Consider the following 14,909-nt stretch of genomic DNA (forward strand, 5'->3'; position numbering starts at 1 on the left):
GGCTCTTCGGTTAGCGATGGGCGCTAGGTGCGGCTAGTGCACGGGCGGCGGCGACATCCGCATTGATCGCCGTTTTCAACGCCTCAAGGGAGGCGAAACGCTGCTCTTCACGCAGCTTCTGGTGGAAAACCACCGTCAAACGCCGGTCATACAGATCACCGGCAAAATCCAAAAGGTGAACTTCCAGGTGGGCCTTGCCATCACCTGCAACCGTGGGCCTGACGCCTATGTTGGCGACTCCCGGCCACGATTGACCGTCGATGTCGACGCTCACCAGGTAAACCCCGGTGAGCGGCACACGACGGCGCTTGAGTTGCACGTTGGCGGTTGGCGTGCCCAGTTGGCGCGCCAGCTTCTGGCCGTGCAGTACCCGCCCGGCAATGCGGAACGGGCGACCGAGCAAGCGCTCGGCCAAGGCGAAGTCGGCAGCGGCCAGGGCGTTACGCACCTGGGTACTGCTCACGCGCAGGCCGTCCAGTTCGACGGTTTGCGCGGCTTCGACGGTAAACCCCTGGCTGACGCCCGCCTGTTGCAGGAAATCGAAATCTCCCACACGGTCGCAACCAAAGCGGAAGTCGTCGCCGACCTCCAGGTGCTGTACGCCCAGGCCGTCCACCAGGATACGGTCAACGAACTCGGCGGCGCTGAGGCTTTGCAAACGTTGGTTGAAGGCCAGGCAGAGGACGCGGTCCACGCCTTCTTCGGCCAGCAATTGCAGCTTGTCCCGCAACCGGGCCAGGCGTGCCGGCGCCGTCTCAGGACTGAAATATTCCCGCGGCTGTGGCTCAAAAATCACCACGCAGCTGGGCACGCCCAACTCGACCGCCCGCTCACGCAGCCGGGCCAGGATAGCCTGGTGGCCACGGTGAACACCGTCAAAGTTGCCAATAGTGGCGACGCAGCCCCGATGCTGGGGGCGCAGGTTGTGGAGACCTCGAACCAGCTGCATAACGCGCTTCTTGCTCATAAAGTGGTCGATTATAACCACACCCGGGCCCGGACGACAGGCAACAGAACAGGCCAAATGGATCGAATCGATAAAACAACCGTTTTATCGCGGCAAAGTCTCTATCCCAGGGACTTTCGATTGAAATCCCGCAGACGGAAGCCCTGCAGCAGCAACATCCCGAAGTACACCACCACGCCAGCCACCACCAATACGCCAAGGCGCAGGAAGCGTTCCAGCATATGGCCTTCATCCCAGGCAGGCATGAAGTGCATCAAGCCAAGCAACACAGCCGACATCGCCGAAACCGCCACCAACAGCTTGAGTGCAAACATGCCCCAGCCCGGCTGTGGCTGGAACATCTGCTGCTTGCGCAGTTGGTAGAACAGCAGGCCGGCGTTGATGCACGCCCCGGCACTGATGGCCAACGCCAGGCCGGCATGGGCCAACGGGCCGATGAACACCAGGTTGAGCAGTTGGGTGACGATCAACGTGAATACCGCGATTTTCACTGGGGTACGGATGTTTTGCTGGGCATAGAAGCCCGGCGCCAGAACCTTGATCACGATGATGCCGAGCAGACCCACGGAATAGGCGATCAGCGCACGCTGGGTCATGGACGCATCAAACGCACTGAATTGACCGTACTGGAACAGTGACACGGTCAACGGCTCGGCCAGGATGCCCAAAGCCAGAGAGCAAGGCAGCACCAGCACAAAGCACAGGCGCAGGCCCCAATCGAGGATACGTGAGTACTCCTGGCGGTCCTTGCTGGCATAGGTGCGCGACAGTGTTGGCAGCAGGATCGTACCCAAGGCCACGCCCAGTACGCCGGACGGCAGCTCCATCAGCCGGTCGGCGTAATACATCCACGACACCGAGCCCGAGACCAGCAGCGAGGCGAACGCGGTGTTGATGATCAGGGAAATCTGACTCACCGACACCCCGAGGATCGCCGGCAGCATGTTGCGCATCACGCGCCACACCCCGGTGTCCTTGAGGTTCAGGCGCGGCAGCACGAGCATGCCGATCTTCTTGAGGTGCGGCAGTTGGTAGAGCAGTTGCGCCAGGCCGCCAGCCAGTACGGCCCAACCCAGGGCCATCACCGGCGGATCAAAGTATGGGGTGAGGAACAGCGCGAAGATGATCATGCTGACGTTCAACAGGGTCGGCACGAACGCCGGCACCGAGAAGCGGTTCCAGGTATTGAGGATCGCGCCGGCCAGGGACGACAGGGAGATCAGCAATATATAAGGAAAGGTCACGCGCAGCAGGTCGGTGGTCAGCGCGAATTTTTCCGGCGTATTGGCAAAACCGGGGGCCGTGGCCCAGATCACCCAAGGGGCGGCGAGCATGCCGACGACAGTCACCAGCATCAGCACCAGGGTCAGCAAGCCCGAAACGTAGGCAATAAAGGTGCGAGTGGCCTCCTCGCCCTGCTGGGTCTTGTATTCGGCCAGGATCGGCACGAACGCCTGGGAAAATGCGCCTTCGGCGAAGATCCTTCGCAACAGGTTGGGCAATTTAAAGGCGATGAAGAAGGCATCCGTGGCCATGCTGGCGCCAAAAATACGCGCCAGCAAGGTGTCACGCACAAACCCCAATACCCGGGAGATCATCGTGATAGAGCTGACGGCGGCCAACGATTTGAGGAGGTTCATTGAAAGAGTTTGCGCCTATTAGATAAACAGCAGGCGAACAACGCGCCCACTTATGCGATACTGCGCGCCTGCAACAGCACAGAGCCAAAGCTCGCGAGTTTACAGGTCAAGCGCCGGAAATAAATCACCCGCCTCTTCAGATCGACCACTCAGCAGTTCGCATCAGCCGCCCTTGACAACCCATCAAGTCATCGGCATGATTCGCGGCCTATTTTGTTTGCTATTTCCTAAAAAGTCTTTCGAGGAGCTCGACGGTGGCCAACACACCTTCCGCCAAAAAACGTGCAAAACAGGCTGAGAAGCGTCGCAGCCACAACGCCAGCCTGCGTTCCATGGTTCGTACCTACATCAAGAATGTAGTTAAAGCCATCGACACCAAAGACGCTGAAAAAGCTCAAGCAGCTTACGTTCTGGCTGTGCCTGTTATCGACCGTATGGCCGATAAAGGCATCATCCACAAGAACAAGGCCGCTCGTCATAAGAGCCGCCTGAATGGCCACATCAAGGCTCTGAACGTCGCTGCAGCAGCCTAAGTGGTAACAACTGCCACGTAACCCAGGTTGCGTAACAGTTAAGAAATGCCCCGTACCGAAAGGTCCGGGGCATTTTTGTTTGTGCCTGAAATATGGTTTGCACGACTCAAAAATGTGCGAGCGAGCGTGTGTGGGAGCGGGCTTGCCCGCGATGGCGGTGGGCCAGTAATCCATATCAAGCTGATCCACCGCTATAGCAGGCAAGCCAGCTCCCACATTTTTTGACCGCATACATTCTCAGGCACAAAAAAAGCCCCGAACAAGTCGGGGCTTTTTGCTACCGATTGATCAAACCACAATCAATGGTGGTGACCACCTTCACCGTGGACGTGGCCGTGAGCCACTTCTTCCTGGGAAGCGTCGCGGATGGCAACGATCTTCACTTTGAAGTTCAGGCGCTGGCCAGCCAGAGGGTGGTTGCCGTCGACGGTCACGTCGTCGCCGTCCAGGTCACGGATGGTGACGATCTGCATTTGGCCGTCTGGCGCGGAAGCATGGAATTGCATGCCCACTTCCAGCTCGTCGACGCCTTCGAACATGCTGCGGCTCAGGGTGCTGACCAGTTCGGCCGAGTACTCGCCATAGGCATCTTCAGGTTCTACGGCAACGGTCAGCTCATCACCGACGTTCTTGCCTTCCAGCGCCTTTTCCAGGCCTGGGATGATGTTACCTGCGCCTTGCAGGTAGACCAGCGGCGCGCCGCCGGCGGAGCTGTCGATGACCTCACCAGCGTCGTTGGTCAGGGTATAGTCGATGGAGACAGCCTTGTTAGCGGCGATCGTCATGGGGCGAGACCTTTTGCATAAGAATGAAGAACGGACAAGTCTAAACAAGGATTTGCCCGAAAGCGAACAGAACCCGGACAGACGGGGCCGATCGACGGCATCCTTCATCATCGGGTTCCACTTGGACGACGACCAGCACTGGGTGGCCGAGCTGTCCTGCGGCCATACCCAGCACCTGCGCCACCAGCCGCCCTGGCAGTCCCGCGCCTGGGTGCTCGACCCGGCGCAACGCCTTGAAAAAATAGGTCAGCCCTTTGCGTGCGGCTGGTGTGCGCAAGCACGCGAATAACGATAACCTTGACGCCTGATCAGCGGTAGGCACTCAGCCATAGGGCGCCACCGAAGCCATGCACCTCCAGAGAATTCGCATGCAGACTTTTTTTATCGCGCCCACCGATTTTGGTGTGGGTCTGACCTCCATCAGCCTTGGGCTGGTGCGTACCCTTGAACGAGCCGGGCTGAAAGTCGGCTTCTTCAAGCCGATTGCCCAACCGCATCCGGGCGACACTGGCCCTGAACGCTCCACCGAGCTGGTGGCGCGCACCCACGGCCTCAAACCGCCGCAACCGCTAGGCCTGGCGCACGTAGAGCGCATGCTCGGCGACGGCCAGCTCGACGAGTTGCTCGAAGAAATCATCACCCTGTACCAGCAAGCCGCCGTGGGCAAGGACGTGTTGATTGTCGAAGGCATGGTACCGACCCGCAGCGCCAGCTACGCGGCACGGGTCAACCTGCACCTGGCCAAGAGCCTCGACGCAGAAGTGATCCTGGTCTCCGCGCCGGAAAACGAAGTGCTCACCGAACTCTCCGGCCGCGTGGAATTGCAGGCCCAGCTGTTTGGTGGCCCGAAAGACCCGAAAGTGCTGGGCGTGATCCTCAACAAGGTGCGCACCGACGAAAGCATGGAGGTGTTCTCGGCCCGCCTGAAAGAACATTCGCCGTTGCTGCGCAGCGGCGATTTCCGCCTGCTGGGCTGCATCCCGTACCAGCCGGAACTCAACGCACCGCGCACCCGCGACGTGGCTGACCTGATGGGTGCGCAGATCCTCAACGCCGGCGACTACGAAAGCCGGCGCATGACCAAGATCATCATTTGCGCGCGCACCATGCGTAACACCGTGGAGCTGCTCAAGCCCGGCGTCTTGGTGGTAACCCCCGGCGATCGCGACGACATCATCCTCGCCGTCAGCCTGGCCGCCATCAACGGCGTGCCCTTGGCCGGCCTGCTGCTGACCAGCGACACCCTGCCCGACCCGCGCATCATGGACCTGTGCCGTGGCGCGTTCCAGGCCGGACTGCCGGTGCTGTCGGTGAGCACCGGCTCCTACGACACCGCCAACCAGCTCAACAGCCTGAACAAAGAAATCCCCATCGACGACCGCGAACGCGCCGAGATCATCACCGACTTCGTCGCCAGCCACCTCGATGCGCGCTGGCTGCACCAACGCTGCGGTACGCCACGGGAGATGCGCCTGTCGCCCGCCGTGTTCCGCTACCAGTTGATCCAGCGCGCCCAGGCTGCCAACAAACGCATCGTGCTGCCCGAAGGCAGCGAGCCACTCACCGTACAAGCCGCCGCCATCTGCCAGGCGCGTGGCATCGCCCGCTGCGTGTTGCTGGCCAAGCCTGCCGATGTAGAAGCCGTGGCCCGTGCCCAAGGCATCGAATTGCCCGAAGGCCTGGAGATTCTCGACCCGGACCTGATTCGCCAGCGCTACGTCGAACCGATGGTGGCCCTGCGCAAGAGCAAGAGCCTCAACGCGCCGATGGCCGAGCAACAACTGGAAGACACTGTGGTGATCGCCACCATGATGCTCGCGCTGGATGAAGTGGACGGCCTGGTCTCCGGCGTCATTCATTCCACGGCCAACACCATCCGCCCCGCCCTGCAGCTGATCAAGACGGCGCCGGGCTGCACGCTGGTGTCGTCAGTGTTCTTCATGCTGTTCCCCGAGCAGGTGCTGGTGTACGGCGACTGCGTGATGAACCCGCACCCAAGCGCGGCTGAGCTGGCAGAGATTGCCTTGCAAAGCGCCGACTCGGCGGCGGCGTTCGGCATCACCCCGCGCGTGGCGATGATCAGCTATTCCAGCGGCGATTCGGCCAGCGGTGAGGAAGTTGAGAAAGTCCGCGAAGCCACGCTGCTCGCCCACGAACAACAAAGCTCACTGCTGATCGACGGCCCGTTGCAGTACGACGCCGCCGCCAACGAAACCGTGGCCCGGCAACTGGCCCCCAACAGCCAGGTCGCCGGCAAGGCCACGGTGTTCGTGTTCCCCGACCTCAACACCGGCAACACCACGCACAAGGCCGTGCAGCGCAGCGCCGATTGCGTAAGCCTGGGGCCGATGCTCCAGGGCCTGCGCAAACCGGTCAACGACCTGCCACGCGGCGCCCAGGTAGACGACATCGTGTACACCATCGCGCTGACTGCGATCCAAGCCGCCAACCGACCTATGGATATCTAAATGCTGGATTTTCTACCTGCCGCCGTGCGCGGGGTGATCGCCTCGCTGTTGTTGGCGCTGAACACGATCCTGCTGTGTTCGTTCCTGTTTATCGTCGCGCTGTTCAAGGCCTTGCCGTTTGCCAAGCGCTTCAGCGAATGGCTGATGAACCACACCCACGAAGCCTGGGTGACCAACAACAAGGGCTGGATGAACCTGGTGCGGCGCACGCGCTGGCACGTGACCGGCCTGGAGGGGTTGGACTACCAGCACTCGTATCTGGTGACCAGCAACCACCAGAGCTGGGTGGACATCATGGTGTTGCAATACGTGCTCAATCGGCGGATTCGCCCACTCAAGTTCTTCCTCAAGCAGGAACTGATCTGGGTGCCGGTGATTGGCCTGGCGTGGTGGGCACTGGGTTTTCCATTCATGAAGCGCTACACCAAAGCCTACCTGGAGAAACACCCGGAGAAGAAAGGCAAGGACCTGGAAACCACCCGCAAGACCTGTGCGAAATTTCGCGACAACCCGGTAGGTATTTTCAACTTTGCCGAAGGTACGCGGTTCACGACGGGTAAGCATGCACAGCAAAAGTCGCCATTCCGTTACCTGCTCAAGCCTAAAGCTGGCGGTATCGCGTTTGTGCTGGATGCCATGGGTGAACAGTTGAAGTCACTGGTCAACGTGACCATTCACTACCCGGCCGGTCGCCCTGGGTATTGGGATTTGTTGTGCGGAAATGTGAAGGACGTGGTGGTGCAGTTTGAAGAGGTGCAGATCCCGGCCGCGTTCATTGGCAAGAATTATGAGCAGGATGGGGAGTATCGGACGGCGTTTCAGGGGTGGATCAACCAACTGTGGGAAGACAAAGACCAACTGCTGGAAAAACTGCACACACAATTCCCAGGCAAACACTGATCAAAATTGTGGGAGCTGGCTTGCCTGCGATAGCAGTGGGTCAGCTACACATGTATCAACTGGCAGGCAGCTATCGCAGGCAAGCCAGCTCCCACATTGACCGAGTGCACATTTGAGAAAATGTAAAAAGCCCGCCACCGAGTGATCGGTGGCGGGCTTTTTTGTACGCGTGACGCTTAGATCGCGCCGCGTTTGCGCAACAGCTCCAGCACTTGCTTGACGCTCTCTTCCAACGACAGGGCCTGGGTGTCGATCACCAGATCGGCATTCAACGGCACGTCGTACGGGAAGGACTCGCCCGGGATGTTATCCCCACCCGCAGCGTACAGGCCTTGCGGATCACGCTCGGCGCACACCAGCGGCGACGCTTGCACGTAAATGGTCAGCAGACGGTCGCCGCCGATCAGCGCCTTGGCCTGTTCGCGGCCTTCGGCATCCGGTGCAACAAACGCGGCCAAGGTCAGCAAGCCGGCTTCGTTGAACTGACGCGCCACGTGAGCGGCACGACGCCAGTTCTCGGTGCGGCCGGCACGGTCCTGCGGCAAGCCCTTGTTCAGGTCGTGACGCAGGTTCTGGCCGTCCAGCACGAACACCGCACGGCCCATGTCGAACAGCTTGCGCTCGACGGCATACGCCAGGGTGCTCTTGCCAGCGCCCGACAGGCCGCTGAACAACACGGTGGCCGGTTGCTGGCCGAAGCGCAGTGCACGCTCCTCGGTGGCTACATGGGCCAACTTGCCGTGCTGCGCCGCGCCGCCATGGCTCACCGGTGGCGCGATGATCATGCCCGCTGCCACGGTGCCGTTGGTCAAACGGTCGATGACGATGAACGCACCGGTGGTGCGGTTGCTGTCGTAACCATCCAGGGCGATGGCGGCATCGAGGCTGACCTTGACCCGGCCAATCTCGTTTAACTGCAAGGAGCTCGCCGGGCCTTCGGCCAGGGTGTTCACGTCCACGCGGTGCACGATGCTGGTGATGGAGCCCGGCACGTAGCTGGTGGCGCGCTTGATGTCGTATTTCTTGCCGGGCAGCATCGGTTCTTCGGCCATCCACACCAGCATGGCGTCGAAAGCGTCAGTCACTTGCGGCACGTTGTCGGCATGCACCAGCAGGTCGCCACGGGAGATGTCGATCTCGTCTTCCATGGTCAGGGTCACGGCCTGGCCTGGGCCTGCGTTCTCCAGTTCACCTTCAAAAGTGACGATGGATTTGACGCGGCTGCTCTTGCCCGACGGCAGCACCACCACTTCGTCGCCCTTGTGCACGATGCCGCTGGCCAGGGTGCCGGCGAAACCGCGGAAGTTCAGGTTCGGACGGTTGACGTACTGCACCGGGAAACGCAGGTCGGTGTAGTTGCGGTCGTTGGCGATCTCGACGGTCTCGAGGATCTCCATCAGCGACTGGCCGGTGTACCAGGGCGAACGCTCGCTCTTGTTCACCACGTTATCGCCCTTGAGCGCCGACATCGGCACGAAGGCCAGGGTGCTTGGCTTGAACGCGATACCGTCGGCAAACTTCAGGTAATCAGCCTTGATCGACTCGAACACGTTCTGATCAAAGCCATTAATGTCCATCTTGTTGACGGCCACCACGATGTGTTTGATACCCAGCAACGAGGCGATGAAGCTGTGGCGACGGGTCTGGGTCTGCACGCCGTAGCGGGCGTCGATCAGGATGATCGCCAGGTCACAGGTGGAGGCACCGGTGGCCATGTTGCGGGTGTACTGCTCATGGCCGGGGGTGTCGGCGATGATGAATTTGCGCTTGGCGGTAGAGAAGTAGCGGTACGCCACATCGATGGTGATGCCCTGCTCACGCTCGGCTTGCAGGCCGTCGACCAGCAACGCCAGGTCGATGTCGTCACCGGTGGTGCCGACTTTCTTCGAATCGCGGGTGATGGCTTCCAGGTGATCTTCGTAGATCATCTTGGAGTCGTGCAGCAGGCGCCCGATCAGGGTGCTCTTGCCGTCGTCGACGTTGCCGCAGGTCAGGAAGCGCAACATTTCCTTGCGCTCGTGCTGGCCCAGGTAGGCGAGGATGTCCTCGCTGATCAAATCAGATACGTGCGACATGACAACCCCTTAGAAATAACCCTGACGTTTTTTGTCTTCCATCGAGCCTGCACCATCGTGGTCGATGACACGGCCCTGGCGCTCGGAAGTTCGCGTCAGGAGCATTTCCTGAATGATGTCCGTCAGCGTCTCGGCTTCGGACTCCACCGCGCCCGTCAACGGGTAGCAGCCAAGGGTACGGAAACGGACTTTCTTTTTGACGATCCGGGCTTTGTCTTCGTCGGACAAGTGCTCAAGGATGCGGTCGTCGTCGATCATGATCAACGTGCCGTTCTTCTCGATCACTTCACGTTCGGCGGCAAAGTACAGCGGAACGATCGGGATGCCTTCCAGGTAGATGTACTGCCAGATGTCCAGCTCGGTCCAGTTGGACAGCGGGAACACGCGGATCGACTCGCCCTTGTTGACGTTGCCGTTGTAGACGTTCCACAGCTCCGGGCGCTGGTTCTTCGGGTCCCAGCGATGCTTGCTGTCGCGGAACGAGTACACGCGCTCTTTGGCGCGGGATTTCTCTTCATCACGACGGGCACCGCCGAACGCGGCGTCGAAACCATGCTTGTCCAAGGCTTGCTTGAGGCCTTCGGTCTTCATGATGTCGGTGTGCTTGGCGCTGCCGTGGGTGAACGGATTGATGCCCTGCGCCACGCCGTCCGGGTTGACGTGGGTGATCAGGTCCAGGCCCAGCTCTTCGACCATCTTGTCGCGGAACTTGTACATCTCCTGGAATTTCCAGCGGGTGTCGACGTGCATCACCGGGAACGGCAGCTTGCCCGGGAAAAAGGCCTTGCGTGCCAGGTGCAGCATCACGGCGGAGTCTTTACCGATCGAGTAGAGCATCACCGGGTTGTCGAACTCGGCGGCGACCTCGCGGATGATGTGGATGCTTTCCGCCTCCAGCTGTTTCAGATGCGTCAGTTTGTCGACCATGGCTACTCACGAAAACGATCTTATGGACGGCCAGCGGGCCGTGTTCGAGCGGGGCATGCTAGCACAGCACCTGCTTCTATTCAGGGAGCCAACTAGATCGAAACGGTATATGAATATGCCCCTCAGTTTGGGCCGAAACGCGGTCAAGGGTGGGAGCTGGCTTGCCTGCGATGGCATCACCCGGGTTTTTCTGAATCACCGAGGTGTCTGCATCGCAGGCAAGCCAGCTCCCACACAAGCCTGCCACATTATTGTTCAGCAGCGAGGATCAAATGGGATTCGGGCAATCGATGAACAGATGCTCCAGGGCAAAGCGCCGTGCCAGGTAATCGCCCAGCGCCTGCACGCCATAACGCTCGGTGGCGTGGTGGCCAGCCGCGATGAAACTGACGTCGTTTTCGCGCGCACTGTGGAAGGTCTGCTCGGAGGCTTCACCGCTCAGGTACAGGTCGACACCGGCCGCAATCGCGTCGTCGATGTAGCCCTGGCCACCCCCTGTGCACCAGCCGACACGGCGGATCATTTCACTGCCTTCGATCAGCAGCGGCTCGCGCCCCATGACTTCCTGCACACGGCGCGCGAAGTCGCGGGGTGACAGTGGTTCGGCGAGTGAACCGACCAGGCCGACGACCTTGGGGTTGCTCGGGTCCAGCGGGCCTTCGACGGTGATGTCCAACTGGCGGGCCAGTTGCACGTTGTTGCCGACGTCGGGGTGCAGGTCCAGCGGCAGGTGATAGGCCAGCAGGCTGATGTCGTGCTTGAGCAGGGTTTTCAGCCGGCGCTGCTTCATGCCGGTGATGCAGGGGTTCTCGCCTTTCCAGAAATAACCGTGGTGCACCAGGATCAGATCGGCCTGGGCTTCGACGGCCGCGTCCAGCAGGGCTTGGCTGGCAGTCACGCCACTGACGATGCGCGTCACCTGCGGGCGGCCTTCGACCTGCAGGCCATTGGGGCAATAATCGGCAATTTTTGCGCTGCCGAGGTAGCGGTCCGCTTCCTCGACGAGGGTGCTAAGGGGGACGGCCATAAAAGACTCCTAAATATCCCGTTCCGAGGCGCTCGCAGCCTCGTATAATGCGCGACATTATGGGCGCTCTCCCGCCCCCTGCAACCTGTCAGGACTTACTTGATGCTCAAGGCACTGCGTTTTTTTGGATGGCCATTGTTGGCTGGCGTGCTGATCGCGATGCTGATCATTCAGCGTTTCCCCCAGTTTGTAGGCCTACCCAGCCTTGATGTGAACCTGCAACAGGCCCCGCAGACCAGCGCGGTGGTGCAAGGCCCGGTGACCTACGCGGATGCTGTCGTCATCGCGGCGCCTGCCGTGGTCAACCTGTACACCACCAAGGTCATCAACAAGCCGGCTCACCCGCTGTTCGAAGACCCGCAGTTCCGCCGTTACTTCGGTGACAACGGGCCCAAGCAACGGCGCATGGAATCCAGCCTGGGTTCCGGGGTAATCATGAGCCCTGAAGGCTACATCCTCACCAACAACCACGTGACCACTGGCGCCGACCAGATCGTGGTGGCCCTGCGTGATGGCCGCGAAACCCTGGCCCGCGTGGTCGGCAGCGACCCGGAAACCGATCTCGCCGTACTCAAGATCGACCTCAAGAGCCTGCCATCGATCACCATCGGCCGCTCCGAAGCCTTGCGCGTCGGCGACGTGGCGCTGGCCATCGGCAACCCGTTCGGCGTGGGCCAGACCGTCACCATGGGCATTATCAGCGCCACCGGACGTAACCAGTTGGGGCTCAACAGCTACGAAGACTTCATCCAGACCGACGCGGCGATCAACCCGGGCAACTCCGGGGGCGCGCTGGTGGATGCCAATGGCAACCTGACCGGTATCAACACGGCCATTTTCTCCAAGTCCGGTGGTTCACAAGGCATCGGCTTTGCGATCCCGGTGAAGCTGGCGATGGAAGTAATGAAGTCGATCATTGAACACGGCCAGGTGATTCGCGGCTGGCTGGGGATCGAAGTGCAACCGCTGACCAAGGAACTGGCCGAGTCGTTTGGCCTGACCGGGCGCCCTGGCATTGTGGTCGCGGGGATTTTCCGCGACGGCCCGGCGCAAAAAGCCGGCCTGCAATTGGGTGATGTGATCCTGAACATCGATGGCGAGCCGGCCGGTGATGGCCGCAAATCGATGAACCAGGTGGCGCGGATCAAACCGACCGACAAGGTGGCGATCCAGGTCATGCGCAACGGCAAAGAGATTAAGCTGATGGCCGAAATCGGCCTGCGCCCACCGCCTGCACCGGTGAAAGAAGAGGAATAACGCCCGCGAACAGGTGCTCGTTTTCGGGCACCTGTAAGGCAATGTTTCGAAGCGATTCATTCTCATTGGGCATGTTATATTGTTTCAATATCGCTATTGGAACGCTCTATCATGCCGTCTCGAAAGTTTGCCCCCTTGGCTGGCCTGGCCTTGGGTTTGCTGCTCGACCCCGCCTACGCCGAAGACAACACCGTTGAACTGGACACCATCAGCGTCACCTCCGACGCCTACGAGTCCGCCAATGGCCCGGTCAACGGCTATCGCGCCACCCGTTCCGCCAGCGCGACCAAAACCGACACGGCCCTGCGCGACATCCCGCAATCCATCAGCGTGATTCCCGCCACCGTGCTCAAGGACTTGGGCAGCACCAGCGTGGAACGCGCGCTTGAATTTGCCGGCGGCGTGTCCAAGCAAAACAACTTCGGCGGCCTGACACTTTACGAATACAGTGTGCGCGGCTTCACCACCTCGGAGTTCTACGTGGACGGGTTCAGCGCCAACCGCGGCTACCCGAGCACACCGGACGCGGCCAATATCGAGCGCATTGAAGTGCTCAAGGGCCCCGCCGCCAGCCTGTACGGACGCGGCGATCCGGGCGGCACCGTGAACATCGTCACCAAAAAACCCCAGCCCGACGCCTTCACCACCCTGCAAACCAGCGCCGGTAGCTGGGACCGCTATCGCACCGCCCTGGATGTGAACACACCCCTGGACCCCGAGGGCCGCGTGCTGTCACGTGTGAACCTGGCGGTCGAAGACAACCACAGCTTCCGCGACCACGTGGGCGCCAAGCGTGTCTTTGTCGCACCGTCCTTGAGCTGGCAGTTGGACCCGGACACCAGCCTGCTCGTCGAAGGCGAATTCGTGCGCCACCGCTCCACGTTCGATCGCGGCATCGTCGACGCCCCCGGCGTATCCCGCAGAACCTTCCTCGGCGAGCCCAACGACGGCGACATCAGCAACCACAACAACCGCCTCCAGGCGGCCCTCGAACATCACCTCAACGACGCCTGGAAACTGCGCCTGGCCAGCCACTACAAACAAGGCAGCCTGTGGGGTGACGCATCGGAAAGCCGCGCACTCAACGCCGATGGGCATACCGTCAACCGCCGCTACCGCGAGCGCTCCACCGGTTGGCACGACAGCATCACCCAGCTTGAACTGCGCGGGCTGTTCGACGTTGGCAGCTGGCAGCACGAACTGCTGATCGGCACCGAATACGAGGACTACCGCAAGAAAGAACGCGTGACCGCCATCGCCGGCAGCCCCTACGCCATCGACCTCTACAACCCGGTCTACGGCCAGCCCAAACCCAACGGCCTGCGCTCGGGCACCGATTTCTTCGAGCAGACCAAAAGCCACGCGCTGAACCTGCAGGACCAAATCATCTTCACCGACCGCCTGCGCGGCATGCTCGGGGCGCGCTTCGAGCATTTCGACCAACACATCGAAGACTTCACCGGCGCGCCCAAAAGCCACCAGACCCACGACGCCTTCACCCAGCGCGCGGGCCTGCTGTATCAACTCACGCCGCACGTCGGCGTATTCGCCAACGCCTCCACCTCGTTCAAACCCAACAGCGGCCTGGGCGCCGACAAAAAACCCTTCAAACCCGAAGAAGGCGTGGGCTATGAAGTGGGGATCAAGAGCGAACTGTTCGACGACCGCCTCAGCACCACCCTCGCCGCCTTCCATATCGAAAAGGAAAACGTGCTGACGCTGGACCCGGCCACCAACCTCAACCGCGCCATGGGCAAAGCACGCAGCCAAGGGTTCGACCTGCAAATGACCGGGCAGGTGACAGACGCGGTGCGAGTGATCGGCGCGTTCGCCTATATCGATGCTGAAGTGACCAAAGGCGACAAGGCGATTCCAGCCGGCAGCCGGATACTGGGCGTGGCCAAGCGCAGCGGCAGCCTGTTGGGGGTGTATGAATTCCAGGACGGTGCGTTGCGCGGTTCCGACGTGGGCGCGGCGTTCACGTATGTAGGTGATCGCTCCGGCGAAGCAGGCGGTCGCTTTGAGCTACCGGCTTACCATACCGTCGATTTGCTGGCCCATTACAAGGCGACGCAGAACGTCACCCTGGGCCTGAACCTCAACAACCTGTTTGATGAGAAGTACTACGAGCGGTCCTACAGCAGCTACTGGGTCAACCCGGGCGAACCGCGCAACCTGACCGTCAGCCTCACCCTTAACCTGTAAACACGGTAAAAAATGTGGGAGGGCTAATGTGGGAGCGGGCTTGCCCGCGATAGCGGTGCATCAGCCAACAAATCAATCGACTGACACGCCCCATCGCGGGCAAGCCCGCTCCCACATTTTGATCT

At 60.9% G+C, this 14,909-nt stretch carries 12 protein-coding genes; 6 read left to right on the forward strand and 6 right to left on the reverse strand.

From position 1 onward, the window contains the following. Positions 1-10: 10 nt before the first annotated feature. Entirely contained in the window at positions 11-949 is a 939-nt protein-coding gene (ribF, locus tag HX792_RS05810; protein WP_176995165.1) for a bifunctional riboflavin kinase/FAD synthetase, read from the reverse strand. Positions 950-1,068: 119 nt separating this feature from the next. Then, on the reverse strand, positions 1,069-2,607 hold the full coding sequence (murJ, locus tag HX792_RS05815) for a murein biosynthesis integral membrane protein MurJ (protein ID WP_176995166.1): 1,539 nt from the start codon (positions 2,605-2,607) through the stop codon (positions 1,069-1,071). A 254-nt stretch (positions 2,608-2,861) separates the two neighbouring features. Between murJ and rpsT the strand changes: the two genes are divergently transcribed. Beyond that, complete coding sequence (gene rpsT / locus HX792_RS05820; RefSeq protein ID WP_003171647.1) at positions 2,862-3,140, forward strand: 30S ribosomal protein S20; 279 nt, start codon at positions 2,862-2,864, stop codon at positions 3,138-3,140. 299 nt (positions 3,141-3,439) lie between these two features. Here the strand turns inward: rpsT and HX792_RS05825 are convergent, their stop codons facing one another. Further along, the gene (locus HX792_RS05825) at positions 3,440-3,925 is read right to left on the reverse strand and encodes a peptidylprolyl isomerase (RefSeq protein WP_176995167.1); all 486 of its coding nucleotides are present in this window, start codon (positions 3,923-3,925) and stop codon (positions 3,440-3,442) included. Between HX792_RS05825 and HX792_RS30550 the strand changes: the two genes are divergently transcribed. The 3 genes from HX792_RS30550 to HX792_RS05840 all read left to right on the forward strand — a co-directional run bounded on the left by HX792_RS30550 (position 3,924) and on the right by HX792_RS05840 (position 7,293). Then, positions 3,924-4,214 carry a DUF3565 domain-containing protein gene (locus HX792_RS30550; protein ID WP_176995259.1) on the forward strand — a complete coding sequence of 97 codons (291 nt, stop codon included), beginning with the start codon at positions 3,924-3,926 and terminating at the stop codon, positions 4,212-4,214. The genes HX792_RS05825 and HX792_RS30550 overlap by 2 nt on opposite strands. 79 nt (positions 4,215-4,293) lie before the next feature. Next, positions 4,294-6,393, forward strand: coding sequence for a phosphate acetyltransferase (pta, locus tag HX792_RS05835; protein WP_176995168.1), 2,100 nt, complete (start codon positions 4,294-4,296; stop codon positions 6,391-6,393). Continuing rightward, positions 6,394-7,293, forward strand: coding sequence for an acyltransferase (locus tag HX792_RS05840; RefSeq protein WP_176995169.1), 900 nt, complete (start codon positions 6,394-6,396; stop codon positions 7,291-7,293). Between the two features lie 176 nt (positions 7,294-7,469). Here the strand turns inward: HX792_RS05840 and cysN are convergent, their stop codons facing one another. The 3 genes from cysN to HX792_RS05855 form a co-directional block, all read right to left on the reverse strand. Next, complete coding sequence (cysN, locus tag HX792_RS05845) at positions 7,470-9,368, reverse strand: sulfate adenylyltransferase subunit CysN (protein ID WP_176995170.1); 1,899 nt, start codon at positions 9,366-9,368, stop codon at positions 7,470-7,472. 9 nt (positions 9,369-9,377) lie between these two features. After that, the gene (cysD, locus tag HX792_RS05850; protein WP_005784641.1) at positions 9,378-10,295 is read right to left on the reverse strand and encodes a sulfate adenylyltransferase subunit CysD; all 918 of its coding nucleotides are present in this window, start codon (positions 10,293-10,295) and stop codon (positions 9,378-9,380) included. 268 nt (positions 10,296-10,563) lie between these two features. Further along, positions 10,564-11,322 carry a Nif3-like dinuclear metal center hexameric protein gene (locus HX792_RS05855; protein WP_176995171.1) on the reverse strand — a complete coding sequence of 253 codons (759 nt, stop codon included), beginning with the start codon at positions 11,320-11,322 and terminating at the stop codon, positions 10,564-10,566. Between the two features lie 102 nt (positions 11,323-11,424). Here HX792_RS05855 and algW point away from each other — a divergent pair, with 102 nt between their 5' ends. Together algW and HX792_RS05865 are read left to right on the forward strand one after the other, a co-directional pair. Next, a complete protein-coding gene (gene algW, locus HX792_RS05860; protein ID WP_176995172.1) occupies positions 11,425-12,579 on the forward strand; it encodes a Do family serine endopeptidase AlgW in 1,155 nt (384 codons plus the stop codon). Between the two features lie 111 nt (positions 12,580-12,690). Further along, entirely contained in the window at positions 12,691-14,784 is a 2,094-nt protein-coding gene (locus HX792_RS05865) for a TonB-dependent siderophore receptor (RefSeq protein WP_176995173.1), read from the forward strand. Positions 14,785-14,909 lie beyond the last annotated feature (125 nt).

This window comes from Pseudomonas sp. B6002 (assembly GCF_013385985.1).
GTDB lineage: Bacteria > Pseudomonadota > Gammaproteobacteria > Pseudomonadales > Pseudomonadaceae > Aquipseudomonas.

What these genes read in the sequence shown, in the direction of transcription:
- ribF (WP_176995165.1), bottom strand. Translation starts at nt 949, where the DNA reads ATGCAGCTGGTTCGAGGTCTCCACAACCTGCGCCCCCAGCATCGGGGC.
- murJ (WP_176995166.1), bottom strand. Translation starts at nt 2,607, where the DNA reads ATGAACCTCCTCAAATCGTTGGCCGCCGTCAGCTCTATCACGATGATC.
- HX792_RS30550 (WP_176995259.1), top strand. Translation starts at nt 3,924, where the DNA reads ATGGGGCGAGACCTTTTGCATAAGAATGAAGAACGGACAAGTCTAAAC.
- HX792_RS05825 (WP_176995167.1), bottom strand. Translation starts at nt 3,925, where the DNA reads ATGACGATCGCCGCTAACAAGGCTGTCTCCATCGACTATACCCTGACC.
- pta (WP_176995168.1), top strand. Translation starts at nt 4,294, where the DNA reads ATGCAGACTTTTTTTATCGCGCCCACCGATTTTGGTGTGGGTCTGACC.
- HX792_RS05840 (WP_176995169.1), top strand. Translation starts at nt 6,394, where the DNA reads ATGCTGGATTTTCTACCTGCCGCCGTGCGCGGGGTGATCGCCTCGCTG.
- cysN (WP_176995170.1), bottom strand. Translation starts at nt 9,368, where the DNA reads ATGTCGCACGTATCTGATTTGATCAGCGAGGACATCCTCGCCTACCTG.
- cysD (WP_005784641.1), bottom strand. Translation starts at nt 10,295, where the DNA reads ATGGTCGACAAACTGACGCATCTGAAACAGCTGGAGGCGGAAAGCATC.
- HX792_RS05855 (WP_176995171.1), bottom strand. Translation starts at nt 11,322, where the DNA reads ATGGCCGTCCCCCTTAGCACCCTCGTCGAGGAAGCGGACCGCTACCTC.
- algW (WP_176995172.1), top strand. Translation starts at nt 11,425, where the DNA reads ATGCTCAAGGCACTGCGTTTTTTTGGATGGCCATTGTTGGCTGGCGTG.
- HX792_RS05865 (WP_176995173.1), top strand. Translation starts at nt 12,691, where the DNA reads ATGCCGTCTCGAAAGTTTGCCCCCTTGGCTGGCCTGGCCTTGGGTTTG.